13 protein-coding genes, 10 tRNA genes and 3 rRNA genes are annotated in these 20,355 nt (G+C 39.2%); 23 read left to right on the plus strand and 3 right to left on the minus strand.

The genetic code is table 11. The features are described from left to right. Positions 1-2: 2 nt before the first annotated feature. The 11 genes from fabF (at position 3) to J0J69_RS10310 (ending at position 4,816) form a co-directional block, all read left to right on the plus strand. Positions 3-1,241, plus strand: a complete 1,239-nt coding sequence (gene fabF / locus J0J69_RS10260) for a beta-ketoacyl-ACP synthase II (RefSeq protein WP_055277317.1) — start codon at positions 3-5, stop codon at positions 1,239-1,241. A 46-nt stretch (positions 1,242-1,287) separates the two neighbouring features. After that, positions 1,288-1,713: a 3-hydroxyacyl-ACP dehydratase FabZ gene (fabZ, locus tag J0J69_RS10265; RefSeq protein WP_055244745.1), complete on the plus strand. Its 426-nt coding sequence runs from the start codon at positions 1,288-1,290 to the stop codon at positions 1,711-1,713. Between the two features lie 461 nt (positions 1,714-2,174). Beyond that, positions 2,175-2,954: a histidinol-phosphatase gene (locus tag J0J69_RS10270; protein WP_212725986.1), complete on the plus strand. Its 780-nt coding sequence runs from the start codon at positions 2,175-2,177 to the stop codon at positions 2,952-2,954. Positions 2,955-3,021: 67 nt separating this feature from the next. Continuing rightward, positions 3,022-3,981, plus strand: a complete 960-nt coding sequence (locus tag J0J69_RS10275; RefSeq protein ID WP_055244741.1) for a M23 family metallopeptidase — start codon at positions 3,022-3,024, stop codon at positions 3,979-3,981. 143 nt (positions 3,982-4,124) lie between these two features. Further along, a tRNA-Ser gene (locus J0J69_RS10280) sits at positions 4,125-4,215 on the plus strand. A gap of 31 nt (positions 4,216-4,246) precedes the next feature. After that, positions 4,247-4,323, plus strand: a tRNA-Glu gene (locus J0J69_RS10285). A gap of 7 nt (positions 4,324-4,330) precedes the next feature. Continuing rightward, a tRNA-Asp gene (locus J0J69_RS10290) sits at positions 4,331-4,406 on the plus strand. 10 nt (positions 4,407-4,416) lie between these two features. After that, positions 4,417-4,493, plus strand: a tRNA-Pro gene (locus J0J69_RS10295). Positions 4,494-4,502: 9 nt separating this feature from the next. Next, positions 4,503-4,576: transfer RNA gene (locus tag J0J69_RS10300), tRNA-Gly, on the plus strand. Between the two features lie 36 nt (positions 4,577-4,612). Next, positions 4,613-4,698 (plus strand) — tRNA-Leu (locus tag J0J69_RS10305). Between the two features lie 41 nt (positions 4,699-4,739). After that, positions 4,740-4,816: transfer RNA gene (locus J0J69_RS10310), tRNA-Arg, on the plus strand. 235 nt (positions 4,817-5,051) lie between these two features. On the opposite strand, the gene J0J69_RS10315 is transcribed toward J0J69_RS10310, so the two are convergent. Continuing rightward, positions 5,052-6,347 (minus strand): ISL3 family transposase, encoded by a 1,296-nt coding sequence (locus tag J0J69_RS10315; protein ID WP_128446202.1) that lies wholly within the window; start codon positions 6,345-6,347, stop codon positions 5,052-5,054. 1,285 nt (positions 6,348-7,632) lie between these two features. Between J0J69_RS10315 and J0J69_RS10320 the strand changes: the two genes are divergently transcribed. From J0J69_RS10320 to tsaD, 11 genes are all read left to right on the plus strand, one after another. Continuing rightward, a tRNA-Asp gene (locus tag J0J69_RS10320) sits at positions 7,633-7,708 on the plus strand. An 8-nt stretch (positions 7,709-7,716) separates the two neighbouring features. Continuing rightward, positions 7,717-7,793, plus strand: a tRNA-Glu gene (locus tag J0J69_RS10325). A gap of 170 nt (positions 7,794-7,963) precedes the next feature. Next, positions 7,964-9,480: ribosomal RNA gene (locus J0J69_RS10330) — 16S ribosomal RNA — on the plus strand. Between the two features lie 108 nt (positions 9,481-9,588). Beyond that, positions 9,589-12,479, plus strand: a 23S ribosomal RNA gene (locus J0J69_RS10335). A gap of 52 nt (positions 12,480-12,531) precedes the next feature. Continuing rightward, positions 12,532-12,640, plus strand: a 5S ribosomal RNA gene (rrf, locus tag J0J69_RS10340). The 16S, 23S and 5S rRNA genes sit together here with 3 tRNA genes alongside, the layout of an rRNA operon. Positions 12,641-12,651: 11 nt before the next feature. Further along, a tRNA-Gly gene (locus tag J0J69_RS10345) sits at positions 12,652-12,725 on the plus strand. Between the two features lie 108 nt (positions 12,726-12,833). After that, complete coding sequence (ytaF, locus tag J0J69_RS10350) at positions 12,834-13,433, plus strand: sporulation membrane protein YtaF (protein ID WP_055277692.1); 600 nt, start codon at positions 12,834-12,836, stop codon at positions 13,431-13,433. Positions 13,434-13,624: 191 nt separating this feature from the next. Next, positions 13,625-14,071, plus strand: a complete 447-nt coding sequence (tsaE, locus tag J0J69_RS10355) for a tRNA (adenosine(37)-N6)-threonylcarbamoyltransferase complex ATPase subunit type 1 TsaE (RefSeq protein WP_055241348.1) — start codon at positions 13,625-13,627, stop codon at positions 14,069-14,071. 2 nt (positions 14,072-14,073) lie between these two features. Further along, positions 14,074-14,772 carry a tRNA (adenosine(37)-N6)-threonylcarbamoyltransferase complex dimerization subunit type 1 TsaB gene (tsaB, locus tag J0J69_RS10360; protein ID WP_055241346.1) on the plus strand — a complete coding sequence of 233 codons (699 nt, stop codon included), beginning with the start codon at positions 14,074-14,076 and terminating at the stop codon, positions 14,770-14,772. Between the two features lie 2 nt (positions 14,773-14,774). Beyond that, entirely contained in the window at positions 14,775-15,203 is a 429-nt protein-coding gene (gene rimI / locus J0J69_RS10365; protein ID WP_055277694.1) for a ribosomal protein S18-alanine N-acetyltransferase, read from the plus strand. A 15-nt stretch (positions 15,204-15,218) separates the two neighbouring features. Further along, complete coding sequence (tsaD, locus tag J0J69_RS10370) at positions 15,219-16,238, plus strand: tRNA (adenosine(37)-N6)-threonylcarbamoyltransferase complex transferase subunit TsaD (protein ID WP_055277697.1); 1,020 nt, start codon at positions 15,219-15,221, stop codon at positions 16,236-16,238. A 24-nt stretch (positions 16,239-16,262) separates the two neighbouring features. Here tsaD and J0J69_RS10375 read toward each other — a convergent pair whose 3' ends face one another. Beyond that, entirely contained in the window at positions 16,263-17,240 is a 978-nt protein-coding gene (locus tag J0J69_RS10375; RefSeq protein ID WP_212726050.1) for a GNAT family N-acetyltransferase, read from the minus strand. A 283-nt stretch (positions 17,241-17,523) separates the two neighbouring features. Further along, positions 17,524-19,437 (minus strand): ABC-F family ATP-binding cassette domain-containing protein, encoded by a 1,914-nt coding sequence (locus tag J0J69_RS10380; protein WP_212726049.1) that lies wholly within the window; start codon positions 19,435-19,437, stop codon positions 17,524-17,526. A gap of 218 nt (positions 19,438-19,655) precedes the next feature. Here J0J69_RS10380 and J0J69_RS10385 point away from each other — a divergent pair, with 218 nt between their 5' ends. Further along, complete coding sequence (locus J0J69_RS10385; RefSeq protein WP_055241339.1) at positions 19,656-20,315, plus strand: redox-sensing transcriptional repressor Rex; 660 nt, start codon at positions 19,656-19,658, stop codon at positions 20,313-20,315. The last annotated feature ends 40 nt before the right edge of the window (positions 20,316-20,355 follow it).

A 20,355-nucleotide genomic window follows, 5' to 3' on the forward strand; every position in this document is an offset into this window, starting at 1 on the left:
TAATGAGTAAACGTAGAGTCGTAGTTACTGGATTAGGAACTGTTTGTCCAGTTGGAAATGATGTTGAAACGATGTGGGAAAACATTAAAAACGGAGTTTGTGGAATCGATGAAATTACTCATTTTGATACAACGGACTTCAAAGTCAAATTAGCTGGGGAAATTAAAAACCTTAATGTAGAGGATTATATTAATAAAAAAGAAGCAAAACGTTTAGATCGTTTTAGCCAATTAGCGATGATTGCCTCGAAACAAGCATACGAAGATGCAAGACTTAACCCGGAAGAAATCGATGCTAACCGTTTTGGAGTCATCTTAAGTTCAGGAATTGGTGGGTTAGAAACCATCGAAAATGAAAAAGAAAAAGGTCTTAAAAAGGGATATGAACGCGTCTCTCCATTTTTCATCCCAATGGCAATTGGAAACTTAGCAGCTGGTAACGTGGCTATCATGTTAGGTGCTAAAGGGGCATGTTTAGATATTGTGACAGCCTGTGCAGCGGGTACAAACTCAATTGGAGAAGCATTCAAATACGTTCGTGATGGTTATGCAGACATTATGTTAACAGGTGGAGCCGAAGCGTCAATTACACCACTCGGAATTGGTGGATTCTCATCGATGAAAGCTTTATCAACAGCAACTGATAAAAACCGTGCCTCAATCCCATTTGACGCAGAACGTAATGGATTTGTTATGGGAGAAGGTGCTGGAGCTTTAGTATTAGAAGAATATGAGCATGCTAAGAAACGCGGAGCAACTATTTACGCTGAAATCATCGGATATGGAGTAAGCTGTGATGCCTTCCATATGACAGCACCTGATGCTGAAGCAAACGGAGCAGCTGCCTGCTTTAAAATGGCACTTAATGACGCCCAAATATCAGCAGATGACATTGACTACATTAACGCCCATGGTACATCAACACCATTAAACGATAAACTAGAAACATTAGGGGTTAAGAAAGTCTTTGGTGAAGATACAAAAGTCATGCTAAGTTCAACTAAAGGAAACACAGGTCATCTCCTAGGAGCAGCGGGGGCAGTTGAAGCTATTATTACCGTTAAATCATTACAAGATGGATTTGTTCCAGGAACGATTAACTATTCACAACCAGATCCTGAATGTAATTTAGATATCGTCCCTAATCAAGGACGTAAACAAGACATTCAATATGCCATGTCTAACTCATTAGGATTTGGTGGTCATAATGCATGCATCGTCCTTAAAAAATACGCTGGATAATCAAAAACTCTTTCTATATTATATAAGAAAATAAGAAGGTGAAGAAATGGTCTTAAATAGCAATCAAATTCAAGAAATTATCCCACACCGTTATCCATTCTTACTTATCGATCGAATCGATGAACTAGAACCAGGAAAACGTGCTTTAGGAGTTAAATGTGTTTCAGCTAATGAGATGCAATTCATGGGACACTTTCCACAACAACACGTCATGCCGGGCGTACTCATTATTGAAGCCTTAGCACAAGTCGGAGCAGTCGCTATTTTAAGCTTAGAAGATAACAAGGGAAAAATCGCATACTTTGCTGGAATCAAATCAGCAAAATTCCGTCAAAAAGTCATTCCAGGCGATGTTCTCACATTAGAAACTGAACTCATCAAAGTTAAAGGAAGTATTGGAGTTGGTAAAGCAGTGGCTAAACTGGGAGATAAAGTAGCCGTTGAAGCTGAACTTACCTTTGCGATTGGATAATGAAAAGGGTGTAGAAAACTTAAAATTTCTACACCCTTTTTAATTATTGAACAAACATTATTGCTATAATAAAATAAAATCTAAAAAAAGTAGGTGTTAAAATGCCATTCTTACTAGGACTATTATTAATATTAGTTATATTTATAGGAATATTCTTTTTCCTGATCCAATCAAAAAAAATAAACTTTAAAAATAAAAAAAGAATACTTCAGGCTGAATTAGCGATTAATATTGTCATTACAATCATATTATTAATTATTAGTGGATTAGGGATGACAATGTATTTCATTCTCTTTTGGCTAATCATTAGTGCACTTTGTTACTACCTATATGGTAATAACCATGAAAAACTAGGATTCATAGGAACATCATTCTGTACATTTTTCCTATGTATCTTCTTAATTTTACAACTTTGGATTTACGGAACATCATATTAAAAATATTTCGGGGGGGGATAAAATATGATTAAAACCAACTTTCACACACATACAAAACGTTGCCAACATGCAGGTGGCGAAGATATTGAATATATCCAAGAAGCTATTAATGCAGGATTTAGTACATTAGGATTTTCAGATCATGCGCCATATCCAGATGATCGCTTTGGATTAAGAATGAAATATTCTGAATTAGATGAATACATCGAAACAATGAAAAAATTAAAAGAACAATTTAAAAATCAAATTCAACTACGTATTGGACTAGAAATTGAATACGATTCTCGAAAATCAGCATACTATGAACAGTTAATTAATGAAAAGGGAATTGACTATCTTGTATTAGGACAACACATTTATGTATCTGACCAAAAAAAATATATTAATACATACTTCCTTGAAAATACAATCCAGTATATCGAATATGCTAAATCAATTGAACAGGCACTAGCTACTGGCTATTTCGCTTTTGTCGCACACCCAGATTTAATGTTTCTTAATAATATGGAATGGGATGATAATTGTGAACAAGCTAGTAACATCATTATTGAGGCAGCGAACAGATACCAGACGCCCCTCGAATTTAATGCCAACGGTTTACGCCGAGGAATTCAAGAATACAGTGATGGAAAAAGATACCCTTATCCACATATGAAATTTTGGAAGCTAGTTGCTGATAAACAAATACCTGTATTGATTAACTCAGATGCCTATCATCCATCAAATATTAATGATGAATATGTTTCTAATGCAAGCCAAATGGCAATCAACTTAAACTTAAACATAATTAGTGATTATCAATAATCTTAACTTCGAGTCGGCCCCTTTTTATTAATGTACTTTAAATTAAGGCTAGAAATGGGTGGACGACATGAAACGTAGATTTCTAATAATGAGTTTATCACTTGTCATGATAGTATTACCTAGTATCATTGCTAATGCGGATGATAGTAATCATGAAGCTAGAATGAAAATGTATAAAGACTATGAATTAGCCTCGGGAGTTCCCTGGTATGAAATTGCTGCAGTTGATCAGTATGAAAGAAATATTTATAAATTTAGAGAAGAATGCAAGGATTTAAAGTACGATACTATTTCCATCTGTATGATTAATGAACGCTGGTCAGGACCTGAGAATCCATATTATTATGATAATGACAGCTATACAATTAACCTTTTTGGTGGAATTGCTAAAGATGGTGATGGAGATGGTGTAGCAGATATTAATAATGAACATGATGTTATGTATACGATGGTCGAATACTTAAGATCATTCGATGACTTTGAAGGTGCAATAGAAGCCTACTATCAAAAAGAACAAGCAGTTATGGTCATCAAAGAAATTGCTAGTTTATTTGAACATTTTGATACGATAGTGTTAGATAAGCGATCATTACCAGTTTCAAAGCGTTATAGTTATAGTTTTCAAGATAACTACGGAGCTGCTCGAAGCTGGGGTGGAGCAAGATCCCATGAAGGAATAGATATCTTTGCATGTTATTCAACTCCTGTTTTATCGACTGCATATGGCGTAGTAGAAATAATGGGATGGAATGATTATGGCGGATACCGAATTGGGATTAGAGATATTTATAATACTTATCAATACTATGCCCACCTACAAGGTTTCGAAGGAGATTTAAAAGAAGGAGATATTGTAGAACCTGGACAAGTCATCGGATATGTAGGAAGTACAGGTTATGGTAAGGAGGGGACAAGCGGAAAGTTCCCACCACATTTACATTTTGGTCTATATAAATATGACGGACGTTGCGAATGGGCCTTTAATCCTTACCCACATCTAAGACGTTGGGAAAAAGAAAAACAATAATAAAGAGGGCAGTAATATGTGTATATTACTGCTTTTTTTAATAAAATAAAAAAAATAAAAAAAGTTTATAAAAAGTGTTGACTCTATTTGTAGAGCATGATATTATATAGAAGTCGTCAGGGACGACAAGAAAAAAACAAAATGGAGCAGTACTCAAGTGGCTGAAGAGGTGCCCCTGCTAAGGGTATAGGTCGGGCAACCGGCGCGAGGGTTCAAATCCCTCCTGCTCCGCCATTATAAAAATGAATTGGTGAATTAAAAGTATGGCCCGTTGGTGAAGCGGTTTAACACACATGCCTTTCACGCATGCATACACGGGTTCGAATCCCGTACGGGTCACCATTCAAAAGGTCCAGTGGTGTAGCGGTTAACATGCCTGCCTGTCACGCAGGAGATCGCGGGTTCGATTCCCGTCTGGACCGCCATTTTAAAAAACGGGAAGTGGCTCAGCTTGGTAGAGCACCTGGTTTGGGACCAGGGGGTCGCAGGTTCGAATCCTGTCTTCCCGACCATTCGAATAAGCGGGTGTAGTTTAATGGTAGAACTTCAGCCTTCCAAGCTGACTGTGAGAGTTCGATTCTCTTCACCCGCTCCATTAATTTCATTGTGATGTGCCATGAATAAGCTGTATGCGGTCGTGGCGGAATGGTAGACGCGCCAGCTTGAGGGGCTGGTAGGAGCAATCCTGTGGAGGTTCGAGTCCTCTCGGCCGCACCATAATGAATGTCTAATCAACATCATCAAGAATAGCATAAAAAGCGCCCATAGCTCAATTGGATAGAGCGTTTGACTACGGATCAAAAGGTTAGGGGTTCGACTCCTCTTGGGCGCGCCATAATAACAGATAATAATGAGTTCGAAGGAACTCTTTTTTATTTCTTGTATACGAATGTATAACATTTAGGTAGTCGTTTTTATTTATTATGTTTACTTAAAAATACAATTTATCTATAATATGTCATTGATTTTAAATCCTAGTAGCCTAAGCTACTAGGGTTTTTTAAATGGCTCTTTGTCAACTGGTGTGGGTGAAGAAATTTTATACCTGTAATCGTGAGGGATTAAGCTGCTCATTGAGCAGTTTGATTCCTTTTATTTTTTTGTTCAAAGGTGTACTTATGGATAATCAAAATTCTAGCTTTGAAATGATAGAAACTACGGTATCCAAAGGCCATGCGTTTAATCACTTTAATCTTGTTATTAATCCCTTCAAGCACTCCATTGGTATAAGATGTTTCAATCGTATTTTTGATATAATCTTGGTAGTTAGTTAATGTTTTTAAAGCTGTTTTCATTTCAGGTGAAAGTAAGTCAGAGGGGTTTTGAATGGCATGATGAAAAGCATCAAAGTTGCGAAGTTTGATGGCCTGTTTGATGGTTTGATAGAAGTCATAAGTGGCTTTTAATTCCGGATCTAAAGCGAGTAAAAAGTCGATGATTTCTTGTTGAGAAATCTGCTTTTTGAAACAGTTAGAATAGAAGTAGTGGGTAGAATGGATATCCTCTTGGGCTTTTAATAAAAGGCGCCAATAATGTTTGAATTTATTGTAGAATTCTTTGTTTTGGTTCATGAAGCGAATACGAGTTTTATTGAGGGCACGAGATAAAAGTTGAACGACGTGGAACTTATCTAAAACAATTTTAGCGTTGGGAAACACCTCTTTAATGAGTGTCATATACGGAGCATACATATCAATAACAACGTGAGTTACACCTTCACGGGCCTCCTTAGAAAATCGCATGAAATAAGGTTTTAAAGTGCTTAGACGACGGTCTTCAACGATATCAATTAACTTCCCATTAGAAGCATCACAAAAAATGAATGACATAGCCCCTTCCGCTGATTTGACCGACTTAAACTCATCAAAACAAAGCACCTTTGGAAGAGAGTTAAAATGAAGGGGTTGTTCCTCGTACGATGTATGAATGATCCGATTGACCGTTGAATGGGATACGTTGAGTTCACGGGCAATATCTGACTCGGATTTTTTATGGCTAGCCTCTAGGAAAATGGCTTGTTTAAGGGGATTAGAAAGGTAACAATTAGATTCTACGAGAGAGGTTTTAAGCGTAAAGGTACGATCACAATGACGGCATTTATAGCGTTGCTTTTTTAAATCGAGATAGGTATCAAAGCCAGAGAGTTTCATCATCTTAATACGAGAGGTTTTGAAGCCGTGTTTAATGATTTGTGAGTCAAAGAGATGACCACAGTTGTAACAATGGGTCGGTTGAAAAGAGAGGATACCAGAAATGACCTTAGAGCGGATCCCGTTAATCTGAACATCTTCCATCCAATTTTCTGAAAAAGTAATATTTTTATCTTTTAAATCGAGTAAAGTTAAGATACAATTATTGTGAGACATAAACCCAATCCTTTCGTGTTTTTTTTGGTCAATTACATGGTATAGAATTTGGGACGTGATGTCTCTTTTTTTATACTTATTTTTTATTCCAAATAAAAGAAGTGTGGGAATCACCCACACCAAATATTATAGAACCTTTTAAATTTAATTAGTTTTGAATTATGAGCTAAGTGATTTGAAGCGATAAAAGTTACAATATCTCAAGGGATTTCGTTAAATGCTATATTTTATTATTAATTCTTTTTCAATAGGAATAATAGTATACGAACTTATTATGTGTGTTAAAAATAGCAGCTTAGTTTTCAAAATTTGAAGAGTAGCTTGAAGTTCAGAGAAATTAATTTGAAACATCAGATGTTTGAAACACTAAACGAAGTAATAAGTTGTGTATTGAGATAGTGAGCAGAGTTTAAAAGTAATCAATAGTGACCTCTAAAATGATTATTTTTCTATGGATTTCTTAGTTACTGATATTGTAACAGGAGAGACTTAACATCTTTTTTTGATAATATGAAAGGAAGGTGGTACTTATCTAGTAACAGTCAATACTATAAAACCCAAACTAGGATTAGTTTTCTTTTATAATTTAAGAAAGTGTAAACAATTATTATAGCGATCAACTATATATCTTATAGTAAATAGACTAATATATTTATGTGTTTAGTTTGAGCAGAGGGAATTTCTATTTTAATGGCCGTATAAAAACGTGTTTGACGTTCAACAAAGGTAGGTAAACAACTGTTAATTTTACTACGACTCGAAATAGTGGTATCTACTGCTCCTCAAAGGAAAATACCTTGTTGTTACCAACAGAGATGAGAATCCTACTCCCCGTTCCCTACCAGTGGAGGATTTATTCATCTTCTATGAAGGGGGGAGCACATGTCCAAACGTTTCACGTCTTTTTACTTCTTTTGGACGTTGATGAATCGAGGTTCGAATATGTTAACATGGGAATAACTCATGGATAGATATCCTTTTTAAGAATTTGGTGTGGTAACTTCATTCTACAACCATGAGCTTTTTTTATATGTCATACTTAATATTATAATTTGTGTTATATAAAAATGAATCATTCGAATACATATAGCAACAAAAGGCAAAGAAACTATTTATTATAATTAATTTCAAAAAAAACAAGAAAGTGTTGACAGGTTTCGACAGCGGTGATATTATATAGAAGTCGAAAGACAGAGGAATTAATCAAATTGAGGTTTTATTCTATATTTCAAAAAGGGTGTTGACAAAAAACAGCACCGATGATAAACTTAGAAAGTCGAAAAAAGGTCCAGTGGTGTAGCGGTTAACATGCCTGCCTGTCACGCAGGAGATCGCGGGTTCGATTCCCGTCTGGACCGCCATTTTTAATGGCCCGTTGGTGAAGCGGTTTAACACACATGCCTTTCACGCATGCATACACGGGTTCGAATCCCGTACGGGTCACCATTACTAAAAAAGTTTAAAAAGTGTTTGACAGAAAGAGACAGACATGATAAACTAATAAAGTCGCCAAAACAAGGTGACACGAAGTTCTTTGAAAACTAAACAGAACGTCAACAAACATTTATTTAAGAATTAAGTTTCTTAAGGAAGCTTAGGATAAAAACAAACATTTAATTATGGAGAGTTTGATCCTGGCTCAGGATGAACGCTGGCGGCGTGCCTAATACATGCAAGTCGAGCGAACCACTTCGGTGGTGAGCGGCGAACGGGTGAGTAACACGTAGGTGATCTGCCCATCAGACGGGGACAACGATTGGAAACGATCGCTAATACCGGATAGGACGAAAGTTTAAAGGTGCTTCTGGCACCGCTGATGGATGAGCCTGCGGCGCATTAGCTAGTTGGTAGGGTAAAGGCCTACCAAGGCGACGATGCGTAGCCGACCTGAGAGGGTGAACGGCCACACTGGGACTGAGACACGGCCCAGACTCCTACGGGAGGCAGCAGTAGGGAATCTTCGGCAATGGGCGAAAGCCTGACCGAGCAACGCCGCGTGAATGATGAAGGCCTTCGGGTTGTAAAATTCTGTTATAAGGGAAGAACGACTTTAGTAGGAAATGGCTAGAGTGTGACGGTACCTTATGAGAAAGCCACGGCTAACTACGTGCCAGCAGCCGCGGTAATACGTAGGTGGCGAGCGTTATCCGGAATTATTGGGCGTAAAGAGCGCGCAGGTGGTTGATTAAGTCTGATGTGAAAGCCCACGGCTTAACCGTGGAGGGTCATTGGAAACTGGTCGACTTGAGTGCAGAAGAGGGAAGTGGAATTCCATGTGTAGCGGTGAAATGCGTAGAGATATGGAGGAACACCAGTGGCGAAGGCGGCTTCCTGGTCTGTAACTGACACTGAGGCGCGAAAGCGTGGGGAGCAAACAGGATTAGATACCCTGGTAGTCCACGCCGTAAACGATGAGTGCTAAGTGTTGGGGGTCGAACCTCAGTGCTGAAGTTAACGCATTAAGCACTCCGCCTGGGGAGTACGGTCGCAAGACTGAAACTCAAAGGAATTGACGGGGACCCGCACAAGCGGTGGAGCATGTGGTTTAATTCGAAGCAACGCGAAGAACCTTACCAGGTCTTGACATACCATTGACCGTTCTAGAGATAGGATTTTCCCTTCGGGGACAATGGATACAGGTGGTGCATGGTTGTCGTCAGCTCGTGTCGTGAGATGTTGGGTTAAGTCCCGCAACGAGCGCAACCCCTGTCGTTAGTTGCCAGCATTCAGTTGGGGACTCTAACGAGACTGCCAGTGACAAACTGGAGGAAGGTGGGGATGACGTCAAATCATCATGCCCCTTATGACCTGGGCTACACACGTGCTACAATGGTTGGTACAAAGAGAAGCGAAGCGGTGACGTGGAGCAAACCTCATAAAGCCAATCTCAGTTCGGATTGTAGGCTGCAACTCGCCTACATGAAGTTGGAATCGCTAGTAATCGCGAATCAGAATGTCGCGGTGAATACGTTCCCGGGTCTTGTACACACCGCCCGTCACACCACGAGAGTTTACAACACCCGAAGTCAGTGGCCTAACCGCAAGGAGGGAGCTGCCTAAGGTGGGGTAGATGATTGGGGTGAAGTCGTAACAAGGTATCCCTACCGGAAGGTGGGGATGGATCACCTCCTTTCTATGGAGAAAGAGACGTTCTGTTTAGTTTTGGAAGAATTTCTTCCAAAGTTGATCTTTGAAAACTAGATATCTTCATTCAGAAGAAACAAACAATAGATTTGATTTAGGTTAAGTGAATAAGGGCGCACGGAGGATGCCTTGGCACTAGGAGTCGAAGAAGGACGCGACAAACGGCGAAACGCCTCGGGGAGCTGTAAGTGAGCATTGATCCGGGGGTATCCGAATGGGGAAACCCGCTAGTGGTTATACGCTAGCACCATATGGTGAATACATAGCCATATAGGAGACAGACCCAGGGAACTGAAACATCTAAGTACCTGGAGGAAAAGAAAGAAAAATCGATTCCCGTAGTAGCGGCGAGCGAAGTGGGAAGAGCCCAAACCGGATTTATCCGGGGTTGTAGGACCTTCATAATTGACAAATCATGATAGCCGAATGGTCTGGGAAGGCCAACCGTAGGGGGTGAGAGTCCCGTAGGTGAAATTGTGAGATGCATGGAAGGAATCCTGAGTACGGCGGGACACGTGGAATCCCGTCGGAATCAACGAGGACCATCTCGTAAGGCTAAATACTACCTAGTGACCGATAGTGAACCAGTACCGTGAGGGAAAGGTGAAAAGAACCCCGGAAGGGGAGTGAAAGAGAACCTGAAACCGTGTGCCTACAAATAGTCAGAGCCCGTTAATGGGTGATGGCGTGCCTTTTGTAGAATGAACCGGCGAGTTACGATATCGTGCGAGGTTAAGCAGAAGATGCGGAGCCGTAGCGAAAGCGAGTCTGAATAGGGCGAAGAGTACGATGTTGTAGACCCGAAACCGTGTGAGCTAGCCATGAGCAGGCTGAAGGTCAGGTAACACTGACTGGAGGGCCGAACCAGGGCACGTTGAAAAGTGCTTGGATGACTTGTGGCTAGGGGTGAAATTCCAATCGAACACGGATATAGCTGGTTCTCTCCGAAATAGCTTTAGGGCTAGCCTCGATGTTAAGTCTACTGGAGGTAGAGCACTGAATGGGTGATGGCCCCACCTCGGGGTACTGATCTCAATCAAACTCCGAATGCCAGATAGATATAATCGGGAGTCAGACTGTGGGTGATAAGGTCCATGGTCAAAAGGGAAAGAGCCCAGACCGCCAGCTAAGGCCCCCAAGTGTCCGTTAAGTGGAAAAGGATGTGGAGATGCACAGACAACTAGGAGGTTGGCTTAGAAGCAGCCATCCTTTAAAGAGTGCGTAATAGCTCACTAGTCGAGTGACTCTGCGCCGAAAATGTACCGGGGCTAAACGGACCGCCGAAGCTGCGGATTGACTTTAGAGTCAGTGGTAGGAGAGCGTTCTAACAGCGGTGAAGCAGTACCGGAAGGAGCTGTGGAGCGGTTAGAAGTGAGAATGCCGGTGTGAGTAGCGAAAGATAGGTGAGAATCCTATCCATCGAAAGCCTAAGGTTTCCAGGGGAAGGCTCGTCCGCCCTGGGTAAGTCGGGACCTAAGGTGAGGCCGAAAGGCGTAGCCGATGGACAACAGGTTGATATTCCTGTACCACTTATTAAACTGATGGAGTGACGGAGAAGGCTAAGTTGAGCGTGTGATTGGATTCACGTGTAAGCAGTGAGGTGGTCATGTAGGCAAATCCGCATGGCATAACATTGAGCTGTGATGCCGAAGCCGAATGGCGAAGTCAACTGACGTCACGCTTCCAAGAAAAGCTTCTAGGGTTAATTTAATAAGTGCCCGTACCGATAACCGACACAGGTAGGCGAGGAGAGAATCCTAAGATGAGCGAGAGAACTCTTGTTAAGGAACTCGGCAAAATGACCCCGTAACTTCGGGAGAAGGGGTGCTTGTGAAAGCAAGCCGCAGTGAATAGGCCCAGGCGACTGTTTATCAAAAACACAGGTCTCTGCTAAACCGCAAGGTGATGTATAGGGGCTGACGCCTGCCCGGTGCTGGAAGGTTAAGAGGAGAGGTTAGCGCAAGCGAAGCTTTGAATTGAAGCCCCAGTAAACGGCGGCCGTAACTATAACGGTCCTAAGGTAGCGAAATTCCTTGTCGGGTAAGTTCCGACCCGCACGAAAGGCGTAACGATCTGGGCGCTGTCTCAACAAGAGACTCGGTGAAATCATAGTACCTGTGAAGATGCAGGTTACCCGCGACAGGACGGAAAGACCCCGTGGAGCTTTACTGTAGCTTGATATTGAGCACTGGTGGCACATGTACAGGATAGGTAGGAGACGAAGAAACCAGGACGCCAGTCTTGGTGGAGTCGCTGTTGGGATACTACCCTTGTGTCACTGGGGTTCTAACCCGTGGCCCTTATCGGGTCAGGGAACAGTGTCAGGTGGGCAGTTTGACTGGGGCGGTCGCCTCCCAAAGAGTAACGGAGGCGCCCAAAGGTTCCCTCAGAATGGTTGGAAATCATTCGAAGAGTGTAAAGGCAGAAGGGAGCTTGACTGCGAGACCTACAAGTCGAGCAGGGACGAAAGTCGGGCTTAGTGATCCGGCGGTACCGAATGGAAGGGCCGTCGCTCAACGGATAAAAGCTACCCCGGGGATAACAGGCTGATCTCCCCCAAGAGTTCACATCGACGGGGAGGTTTGGCACCTCGATGTCGGCTCATCGCATCCTGGGGCTGTAGTCGGTCCCAAGGGTTGGGCTGTTCGCCCATTAAAGCGGTACGCGAGCTGGGTTCAGAACGTCGTGAGACAGTTCGGTCCCTATCCGTCGTGGGCGTAGGAAATTTGAGAGGAGCTGTCCTTAGTACGAGAGGACCGGGATGGACACACCGCTGGTGTACCAGTTGTTCTGCCAGGAGCATAGCTGGGTAGCTACGTGTGGACGGGATAAACGCTGAAAGCATCTAAGCGTGAAGCCCCCCTCAAGATGAGATTTCCCATTCGAAAGAAGTAAGATCCCTTGAAGACGACGAGGTTGATAGGTCAGGAGTGGAAGTGTGGTGACACATGGAGCGGACTGATACTAATCGATCGAGGACTTAACCAAAGAAACTGAAGAAGATATCTAGTTTTGGAAGATTAACAACATCTTTCAATGGTCTAGTGATGATGGCAAGGAGGGCACACCTGTTCCCATACCGAACACAGAAGTTAAGCTCCTTAGCGCCGAGGGTAGTACGCAAGTGCGAGAGTAGGACGTCGCTGGGCCAAACCTATATGCGGGTGTAGTTTAATGGTAGAACTTCAGCCTTCCAAGCTGACTGTGAGAGTTCGATTCTCTTCACCCGCTCCAATTCGAATAGTCGCACTCTTAGAGTGCTTTTTTTGTGTTTATAGATAGAACCTCTACCAGGTTTATTACATATAGTATCTCGTAATAAACTAAAGGTAGGGATAAAACATGAACTTTTTAGCTATTCTACTATTCTCTGCATCTGCTACTTGCGATAGTCTTATTATAGGTTTGAGCTATGGTGCAAGAAAAATAAAAATTTGTTTTACAAGTAATTTAATTGTTGGTCTCATTTCTTGCCTGGGTACTATGCTAGGTATGTATATAGGTAATATATTTAATGGTTTTTTGATTGGTTCAATTACGCAATGGATAGGGAGTGCACTGTTATTTTTATTTGGATTTTATATGTTTTATCAGGCCCTATATAAGCAAATAAAAGCTAATAGTGATGTGAAGATTATTAATGATGCTGCTGATTTAGCAGAGAATTTTGATAAGGACCATTCAAAATCTATTGATATTAGAGAAGCTTGTATGTTAGGTTTATTTTTATGTTTGAATAATTTGGGTTTAGGTATTGGTGCTGCTTTAACAGGGCTTAATATTTATATTACATCAGTAACTTGTTTAATTTTAAGTATCTTATTTATTGAATTTGGATGTCGTTTAACATATAATTTTTTAAGTTACAGTACTGTGAAGTATGCAGAGTATATTGCTAGTGTGATTATTATGTTACTGGCTATTTACCAATTGTTCTTTTAGTTTAGGTCAGGATACAAAAGGATGAAGCGTAGTCTTCATCCTTTTGTATTTTATTGTCGTATTAGTACTAATCTGTTTACTGAGATATGTTATAATAAAGTTAGAATAAACTTTCTAATTTATTAAGATATTTATGATAAAATTTATCCATAATAATTCATAATCTTTATTTAGAACTTATAGGTGATAGTATGACATATATAATTAAAACAAATTCTGTTGAAGAAACTCAGTTACTTGCTGAGAAGATTGGTGGTTGGGTTCAACCTGGTATGATTTTGACTTTAGAAGGTGATCTTGGTGCAGGGAAGACAACTTTTACGAAGGGATTTGCAAAAGGTCTTGATATTAAACGAAATGTAAATAGCCCGACGTTTACCATTATTAAGGAATACCAAGGACGTTTACCACTTTATCATATGGATGTGTATCGTTTAGAAAATGGTGCTGAGGATATGGGATTAGATGATTACTTATTTGGTGATGGTGTTTGTGTTGTTGAGTGGGCTAGTATGATTGAAGATATCCTTCCTAAAGAACGTCTAGATATTAAAGTATATCGTGAAGGTGAGAACGATCGCCGTATTGAATTAACTCCTGTAGGGGAATTTTATGAATCAATTCGTGAGGTGTTATAAAAATGTTTGTTTTAGCTATTGATACATCAAATACTACTTTATCGGTTGCTCTTGTTGAGAATAATGAGATATTAATTGAAGTCGTTGAGGCTACTAAAAATGATCATTCAAAGCGTTTGATGCCGACGATTGAAGCCTTATTTAAAAAAGTTAATCGTACCCCTAAAGAGCTTGACTTAATTGCTGTTGCAGAGGGGCCAGGTTCATATACGGGTGTTCGTATTGGAGTGACTGTTGCTAAGACGTTAGCGTGGACATTAAATAAACCGTTAGTAGGTGTTTCTAGTTTAGAAATTTTAGCTCGTAATATCAAAGAAGACGCGTACATTATTCCTTTATTTGACGCGCGTCGTCAAACGGTGTTTGCTGGAGTTTATGAAGGAGCGTCATCGAATGTCGTTATTTCAGATGGACACTATGAATTACAAGGTTTATTAGACAATTTATCAAAAAGTGAGAAAAAAATGTATTTCCTTGGTAATGATGTTGCAAGGTACTGGGATTTAATTGAGTCTGTTCTAGGTGATAAGGTAATTAAGGTGGAAGATGAAAATTTAAATATGCCACATGCCTCTGTTTTAGCAAATTTAGCATTAGAAAAGACTCCTGTAGATAATATTCATCATTTTACGCCGAAGTATCATCGTTTACCAGAAGCAGAAATGAATTGGATGTTAGAACAAAAAAATAAGGGATTATAATGATGAATATTCGTTTAATGAGAGAAGAAGATTTATTTCAGGTTACATCGTTACATGATGTATTATTTAAACAATCTTTTAATTTTGAAGATTATGTGCAAGAGAAGATGTTTCATTATGGGATTGTTATTGAAATCGATCATCAAATTGTTGGTTATTTAGTAGGTCAGATTATTTTTGAAATGTCAGATTTATATTATGTTGCTGTAAATCCTGATTACCGATCAAAAGGTTATGGAAGATTGCTTGTTGAACAATTTATCCAAGATGCGTGTAAAAACGAAGGTGATACGATGTCATTAGAAGTTCGTATGAGTAATCACACAGCGATTCGTTTATATGAGAAGTGTGGGTTCATTTCGGTTGGAACTCGTGCAAGGTATTATGCAGATGGTGAAGATGCATTATTAATGACTCGTAATTTTAGATAGAAGTTGGTGATAGTCATGGAAAAAGATATTTTAGTATTAGCGGTTGAGAGTAGCTGTGATGAGACGAGTGTTGCGGTTATTAAAAATGGAACTGAGATTTTATCGAATGTAGTTGCATCTCAGATTGAGAGTCATAAACGTTTTGGTGGGGTTGTTCCTGAGGTGGCAAGTCGTCATCATGTTGAGAGTGTGACGCTTGTTTTTGAAGAGGCTTTAAAGGTAGCAAATGTAACTTGGGATGATATTGATGCGATTACGGTGACCGAGGGGCCAGGTTTAATTGGATCATTATTAATTGGGATTAATGCAGCAAAAGCTTTAGCATTTGCTCATGATATTCCATTAGTTGGTGTGCATCATATTGCGGGGCATATTTATGCGAATCAATTAGTGGAACCTTTAGAGTTTCCATTGTTAGCATTAGTCGTTTCAGGTGGCCATACGGAGTTAGTTTATATGAAGGATCACTATCAGTTTGAAGTGATTGGTGAGACGTTAGATGATGCAGTAGGAGAGGCTTATGATAAGGTGGCTCGTACGTTAAGTTTACCGTATCCAGGTGGTCCACATATTGACCGTTTAGCCGCTGTTGGTGAAGATACTTATAAGTTACCTCGTGTTTGGTTAGATAAAGAGTCTTACGATTTTAGTTTCTCTGGGTTAAAATCAGCAGTTATTAATACCGTACATAATGCAAAACAACGTGGTGAGGAGATTGTTCCTGAAAATTTAGCGGCAAGTTTCCAAGCGAGCGTGGTGGAAGTTCTTGTGGAAAAAACGATGCGTGCGGCACGTGAATATAACGTAAAACAAATTATTGTCGCTGGTGGAGTATCAGCCAATAAAGGACTTCGTAAAGGTTTAGAAGAAGCTGTTGCGAAAGATGGCCATATTAAATTAACGGTTCCTCCATTATCACTTTGTACAGATAATGCAGCGATGATTGGTGCTGCAGGAACGATGGCTTATTTAAAAGGGCATCGTAGTGGAATGGATATGAATGGATTATCAGGAATGGAGTTAACTTCATTATAAAAAAGTAGCCGTAAGGCTACTTTTTTATAGTTGTTGTAGAAATTTTTTTGTATAGGCTAGTCTTTCTTCGCCTATTTCTTTCCCAATTGTGGTGAAAAATTCGAATTTATTTTGTCGAATATTATCAAAGAGTTGGTGTTGTGTTCCTTCGAGTGAAAGTGCTCTAGCTATTTCTGGAGCTCCAATCTGTTCTAAGGTATAGAGGTCATGAACGATTTTTTCTTCTTCTGTCAGAGGTGAGTGTAATTGACGTTCTAAGCTATAAAGACCATCTTTTATTTGATCAGGATCCCAATTTAAGGAGACAAGTTGTGATAAAGTTTGTGCCATAAATTTAGAATCTGTTTGAAGTTTAGTGAGTAATCCAGAGAAGGTTGCTAGGAAATAAAGTTTAGAAAGGTTTAATGTTTTGGTGTCAAAGAAATTAAGATTTTTGACGATACAGTTAAGAGATTCAGGTTGTGGATAGTAAGGAATTACATAAGTGAGATAATCTTGGAGATTTGTACTAGGGATACGTTTGATTCGTCCAAAAAGATGAACATCGTGATAAGTTCCGTTTTGATAGTAGGCTTGGCGACGTGTGCCTTCATGTTCAAAGTTGAGTGATTGGAGTAGTTTTTGGCTAGGTGTATTATAATCATATATTTCTGATTCGATTCGATGAACACCTTGGTTAAATAAGGTAGTTATTAATGTTTCAAGTGCTTCTTTCATGTAACCTTGCCCTCGGTGTGAGCCGAGCCCAAATCTAAGCCAGGCACAAGTTGCATGTTCATCTAACCAATTGATACGGATATATCCGATAGGCTCATTGGTTTCATTGATTACGAGAATGTAGTAGGGGTCATGATTGTTAGTAATATCTGTTTGTTCAGTTTCTGTGGTGAACTCTTTTTGACCTGTGGACATCTCTTGCAGATCAGGATCATTCTTCCATTGGGCTAGAAGTTTTGCATCAGTAATTTCAACGTTTCTTAAGGTTAGTCTTTTTGTTTTCATAGTATTCCTCCATTTTATGAATGTCAACAGAACACTCGTGACTTTAGTCATGGGAGGTTCAAGTGATGTTTAAGTATATGAAAAAGCTCTATCTTATATGAGATAGAGCTAGAGATTTTATTGGTAGGCGATTTGATTAACTCCCCCTTCGTTGTGTTTAATCTGATTTGCCTAGCTAGTGAACAAGATTTTTTGACTCTTTTTTTGAAAATTCCTCCTTTTGTTACATGATATTCACTACATATTGTGGATATTCAAAAAGTCGTCCATTTGGACGACTTTTTTATGATAAGCTTAATTCTTCCCAAGTTTCCATAGATTCCATGATTAACTCTTCAAGTTCTTCGATTCGAGCTTGAACCTGTGCTGATTTTTGTGTGTCCAGGTAGACTTCTTCTTGGAAAAGCTCAGCTTTTTTATATTCAAGTTCTTCTTCATAGGCGGCGATTTTTGATTCGATGTCCTCTAGTTGACGTTTACGCTGTTGTTCTAATCGTCGCTGTTCTTTTTGTTTTTGGTAATCTGTTACATTGTTAGTTGTTGTTGTATTTGACTCCTCAGCTAATTTAGCTGCTTCTAGCTCAGCCAATTGTTGTTTCTTCTCCATATAATCTGAGTAGTTTCCTAAGTATGATACTACACCATGTGGAGTAACTTCTAAAATGCGGGTTGCGATTTTATCGATGAAGTAACGGTCATGGGAGATGAAGAAGACTGTTCCTTCATAGTCTTCTAGTGAAAGTTCTAGCATTTCTTTACTATCAATATCTAAGTGATTAGTTGGCTCATCTAGAAGTAAGAAGTTATTTTTTTGAAGCATGAGTTTACAAAGTGTTAGTCGAACCTTTTCACCACCAGACAGTTGGTTAACTGTCTTAAAGACGTCATCTCCTGTAAACAGGAAGTTTCCAAGTAATGTACGAATATCTTTTTCTAGTCGCGTCGGGAAGTAGTTCCAAACTTCATTTAAGACGGTGTTATTAGAAGTTAGGTTTGCTTGCTCTTGATCAAAGTATCCCATGTCTAGGCTTTTACCGTAGTAAACTTCTCCCCCTAACTTTGGTAAGTCACCTGCTACTGTTTTAAGGATGGTAGATTTTCCGATTCCATTTGGCCCAATTAAAGCCACACGATCTAGACGATTAATTTGGAAGTCTAGATGATCTGAGATGATTTGATCTGGGTATCCAACTGTTAAATCTTCTACTTTTAGGACGTCATTTCCGCTTCGGCGGTCAATTTCAAATGTAATACCGATTGATTTATCGTTGATTTTAGGGATTTCAATACGCTCCATTTTATCTAATAGCTTACGGCGTGATTGAGCACGTTTTGTTGTTGAGGCACGGACGATGTTTCGACTAATGAAGTCTTCCATTTTTGAAATCTCTTTTTGTTGTTTTTCGTATTGCTTCATGAGGGATGCATAGGAAACTGCCTTTTGATCTATATAATCTGAGTAGTTTCCTTTGTACTTCGTACATTTTCGATACTCAATTTCATAGACCGTTGTTGCAATCTGATCGATAAAATAGCGGTCATGTGAGACGATAACTACGGCACCTGAATATTTTTTTAGGTATCCTTCCAACCATTCGATTGTATCGATGTCTAAGTGGTTAGTAGGCTCATCGAGAATTAGAACATCTGGTTTTTGAAGAAGGAGTTTGGCAAGAGCCAATCTTGTTTTTTGTCCTCCACTTAAGTTTGAGATTTTTTGGTCAAAGCCAATCTCATTGAATTTAAATCGATTGAGAATATTATTGATTTCAGATTCGTAAGTATAACCACTCATTAATTCAAAGCGATGATTTAAGTTTTGATATTGTTCAATAATTCTTAAGTATTGTTCGCTGCTTGGGTCTTCTTCAGCCATTTTAAGGCTTAGCTCTTCAAGCTGGCCTTTTAGTTTGATTGTTTCAGCGAAGACGCTTAACATTTCATTATAGATGGTGTCATTTGAATTAACGTGGCTTGATTGGGCAAAATAGCCTAGGACGACACTTTGTGGCTTGTGGATTTCTCCACTATCGAAGTCGATTTCATCAGCAATCATTTTTAATAGTGTTGATTTACCGGCACCATTACGTCCAACAACGGCAATACGCTCCCCTTTTTTGACTTCAAATTGCACATTTTCAAGAATGGGAGTTCCTGAATAGAGCTTTGTCAATTTGCTAGTTTGTAATAAGATCATTTTGTTTCTCCTTTATATATTAACTTATCAGTAGATATTCGGATTTTATTGTATTTATTTATAAGTATAATGCTTAAAGAAGAGATAAGCAACGGACACTGGATGAAATAATAGTCGAATTTTAAAACAATTTAACATATAGATGTTTTATGCTTCTGACAGTATTCACATTGAATTATTTTCATGTTATTATTGAAATATGGTAAAGGAGGTTTTCTATGTTATCAAATATTCCAAATGCAACGATTAAAAGGTTAGCACTTTATCGTCGCTGTTTCGTTGAATTAGATGAAATGGGCGTTAAACGAATTCAGTCAGGTGAATTAAGCCAAAAAATAGGGATTGATTCTGCTACTATTCGACGTGATTTTTCATATTTAGGTGAATTAGGTCGTCAAGGATATGGATATGAGGTACGCGTTGTTTTAGAGGCATTTAATAATTTATTGAAAACAGAGGATGCACAGAGCTGTGTTTTAATTGGGGTCGGAAACTTAGGGCGTGCACTATTAAAGTATTTTAGCTCAGATAAGTTTAAGAAACGTGTATTTAGAACACCAGTTAACTTAATTGCAGGGTTTGATACAGATGAAAGCTTAGTTGGACAATGTGTAGGTGAATTGCCTCTTTATCATTTAAATGATTTAAAATCGTATATTGAAGAACACCGTGTTACTTATGTTATTTTAACAGTACCACCGACAGTTGCTCAAAGTGTTGCAACATCATTAGAAGGGTTAGGTATTAAAGGTATTTTAAATTTATCTTCTACAGTGATTAATGTGAGTGAAGACATTACCGTTCATGAAGTAGATTTAAATATGGAGTTAGAGACATTATTCTTCTATGTTTTTCAAAAAGAACAAGCAAAACATTAGTACTTTTTAAATTTCGTCCGTTATAAGCTTATAATCAATT

Source organism: Turicibacter bilis (genome assembly GCF_024499055.1).
Lineage (GTDB): Bacteria > Bacillota_I > Bacilli_A > MOL361 > Turicibacteraceae > Turicibacter > Turicibacter bilis.

Excerpts from the sequence above, each read along its gene's own strand:
- fabF (WP_055277317.1), top strand. The coding sequence starts at position 3 with ATGAGTAAACGTAGAGTCGTAGTTACTGGATTAGGAACTGTTTGTCCA.
- fabZ (WP_055244745.1), top strand. The coding sequence starts at position 1,288 with ATGGTCTTAAATAGCAATCAAATTCAAGAAATTATCCCACACCGTTAT.
- J0J69_RS10270 (WP_212725986.1), top strand. The coding sequence starts at position 2,175 with ATGATTAAAACCAACTTTCACACACATACAAAACGTTGCCAACATGCA.
- J0J69_RS10275 (WP_055244741.1), top strand. The coding sequence starts at position 3,022 with ATGAAACGTAGATTTCTAATAATGAGTTTATCACTTGTCATGATAGTA.
- J0J69_RS10315 (WP_128446202.1), bottom strand. The coding sequence starts at position 6,347 with ATGTCTCACAATAATTGTATCTTAACTTTACTCGATTTAAAAGATAAA.
- ytaF (WP_055277692.1), top strand. The coding sequence starts at position 12,834 with ATGAACTTTTTAGCTATTCTACTATTCTCTGCATCTGCTACTTGCGAT.
- tsaE (WP_055241348.1), top strand. The coding sequence starts at position 13,625 with ATGACATATATAATTAAAACAAATTCTGTTGAAGAAACTCAGTTACTT.
- tsaB (WP_055241346.1), top strand. The coding sequence starts at position 14,074 with ATGTTTGTTTTAGCTATTGATACATCAAATACTACTTTATCGGTTGCT.
- rimI (WP_055277694.1), top strand. The coding sequence starts at position 14,775 with ATGAATATTCGTTTAATGAGAGAAGAAGATTTATTTCAGGTTACATCG.
- tsaD (WP_055277697.1), top strand. The coding sequence starts at position 15,219 with ATGGAAAAAGATATTTTAGTATTAGCGGTTGAGAGTAGCTGTGATGAG.
- J0J69_RS10375 (WP_212726050.1), bottom strand. The coding sequence starts at position 17,240 with ATGAAAACAAAAAGACTAACCTTAAGAAACGTTGAAATTACTGATGCA.
- J0J69_RS10380 (WP_212726049.1), bottom strand. The coding sequence starts at position 19,437 with ATGATCTTATTACAAACTAGCAAATTGACAAAGCTCTATTCAGGAACT.
- J0J69_RS10385 (WP_055241339.1), top strand. The coding sequence starts at position 19,656 with ATGTTATCAAATATTCCAAATGCAACGATTAAAAGGTTAGCACTTTAT.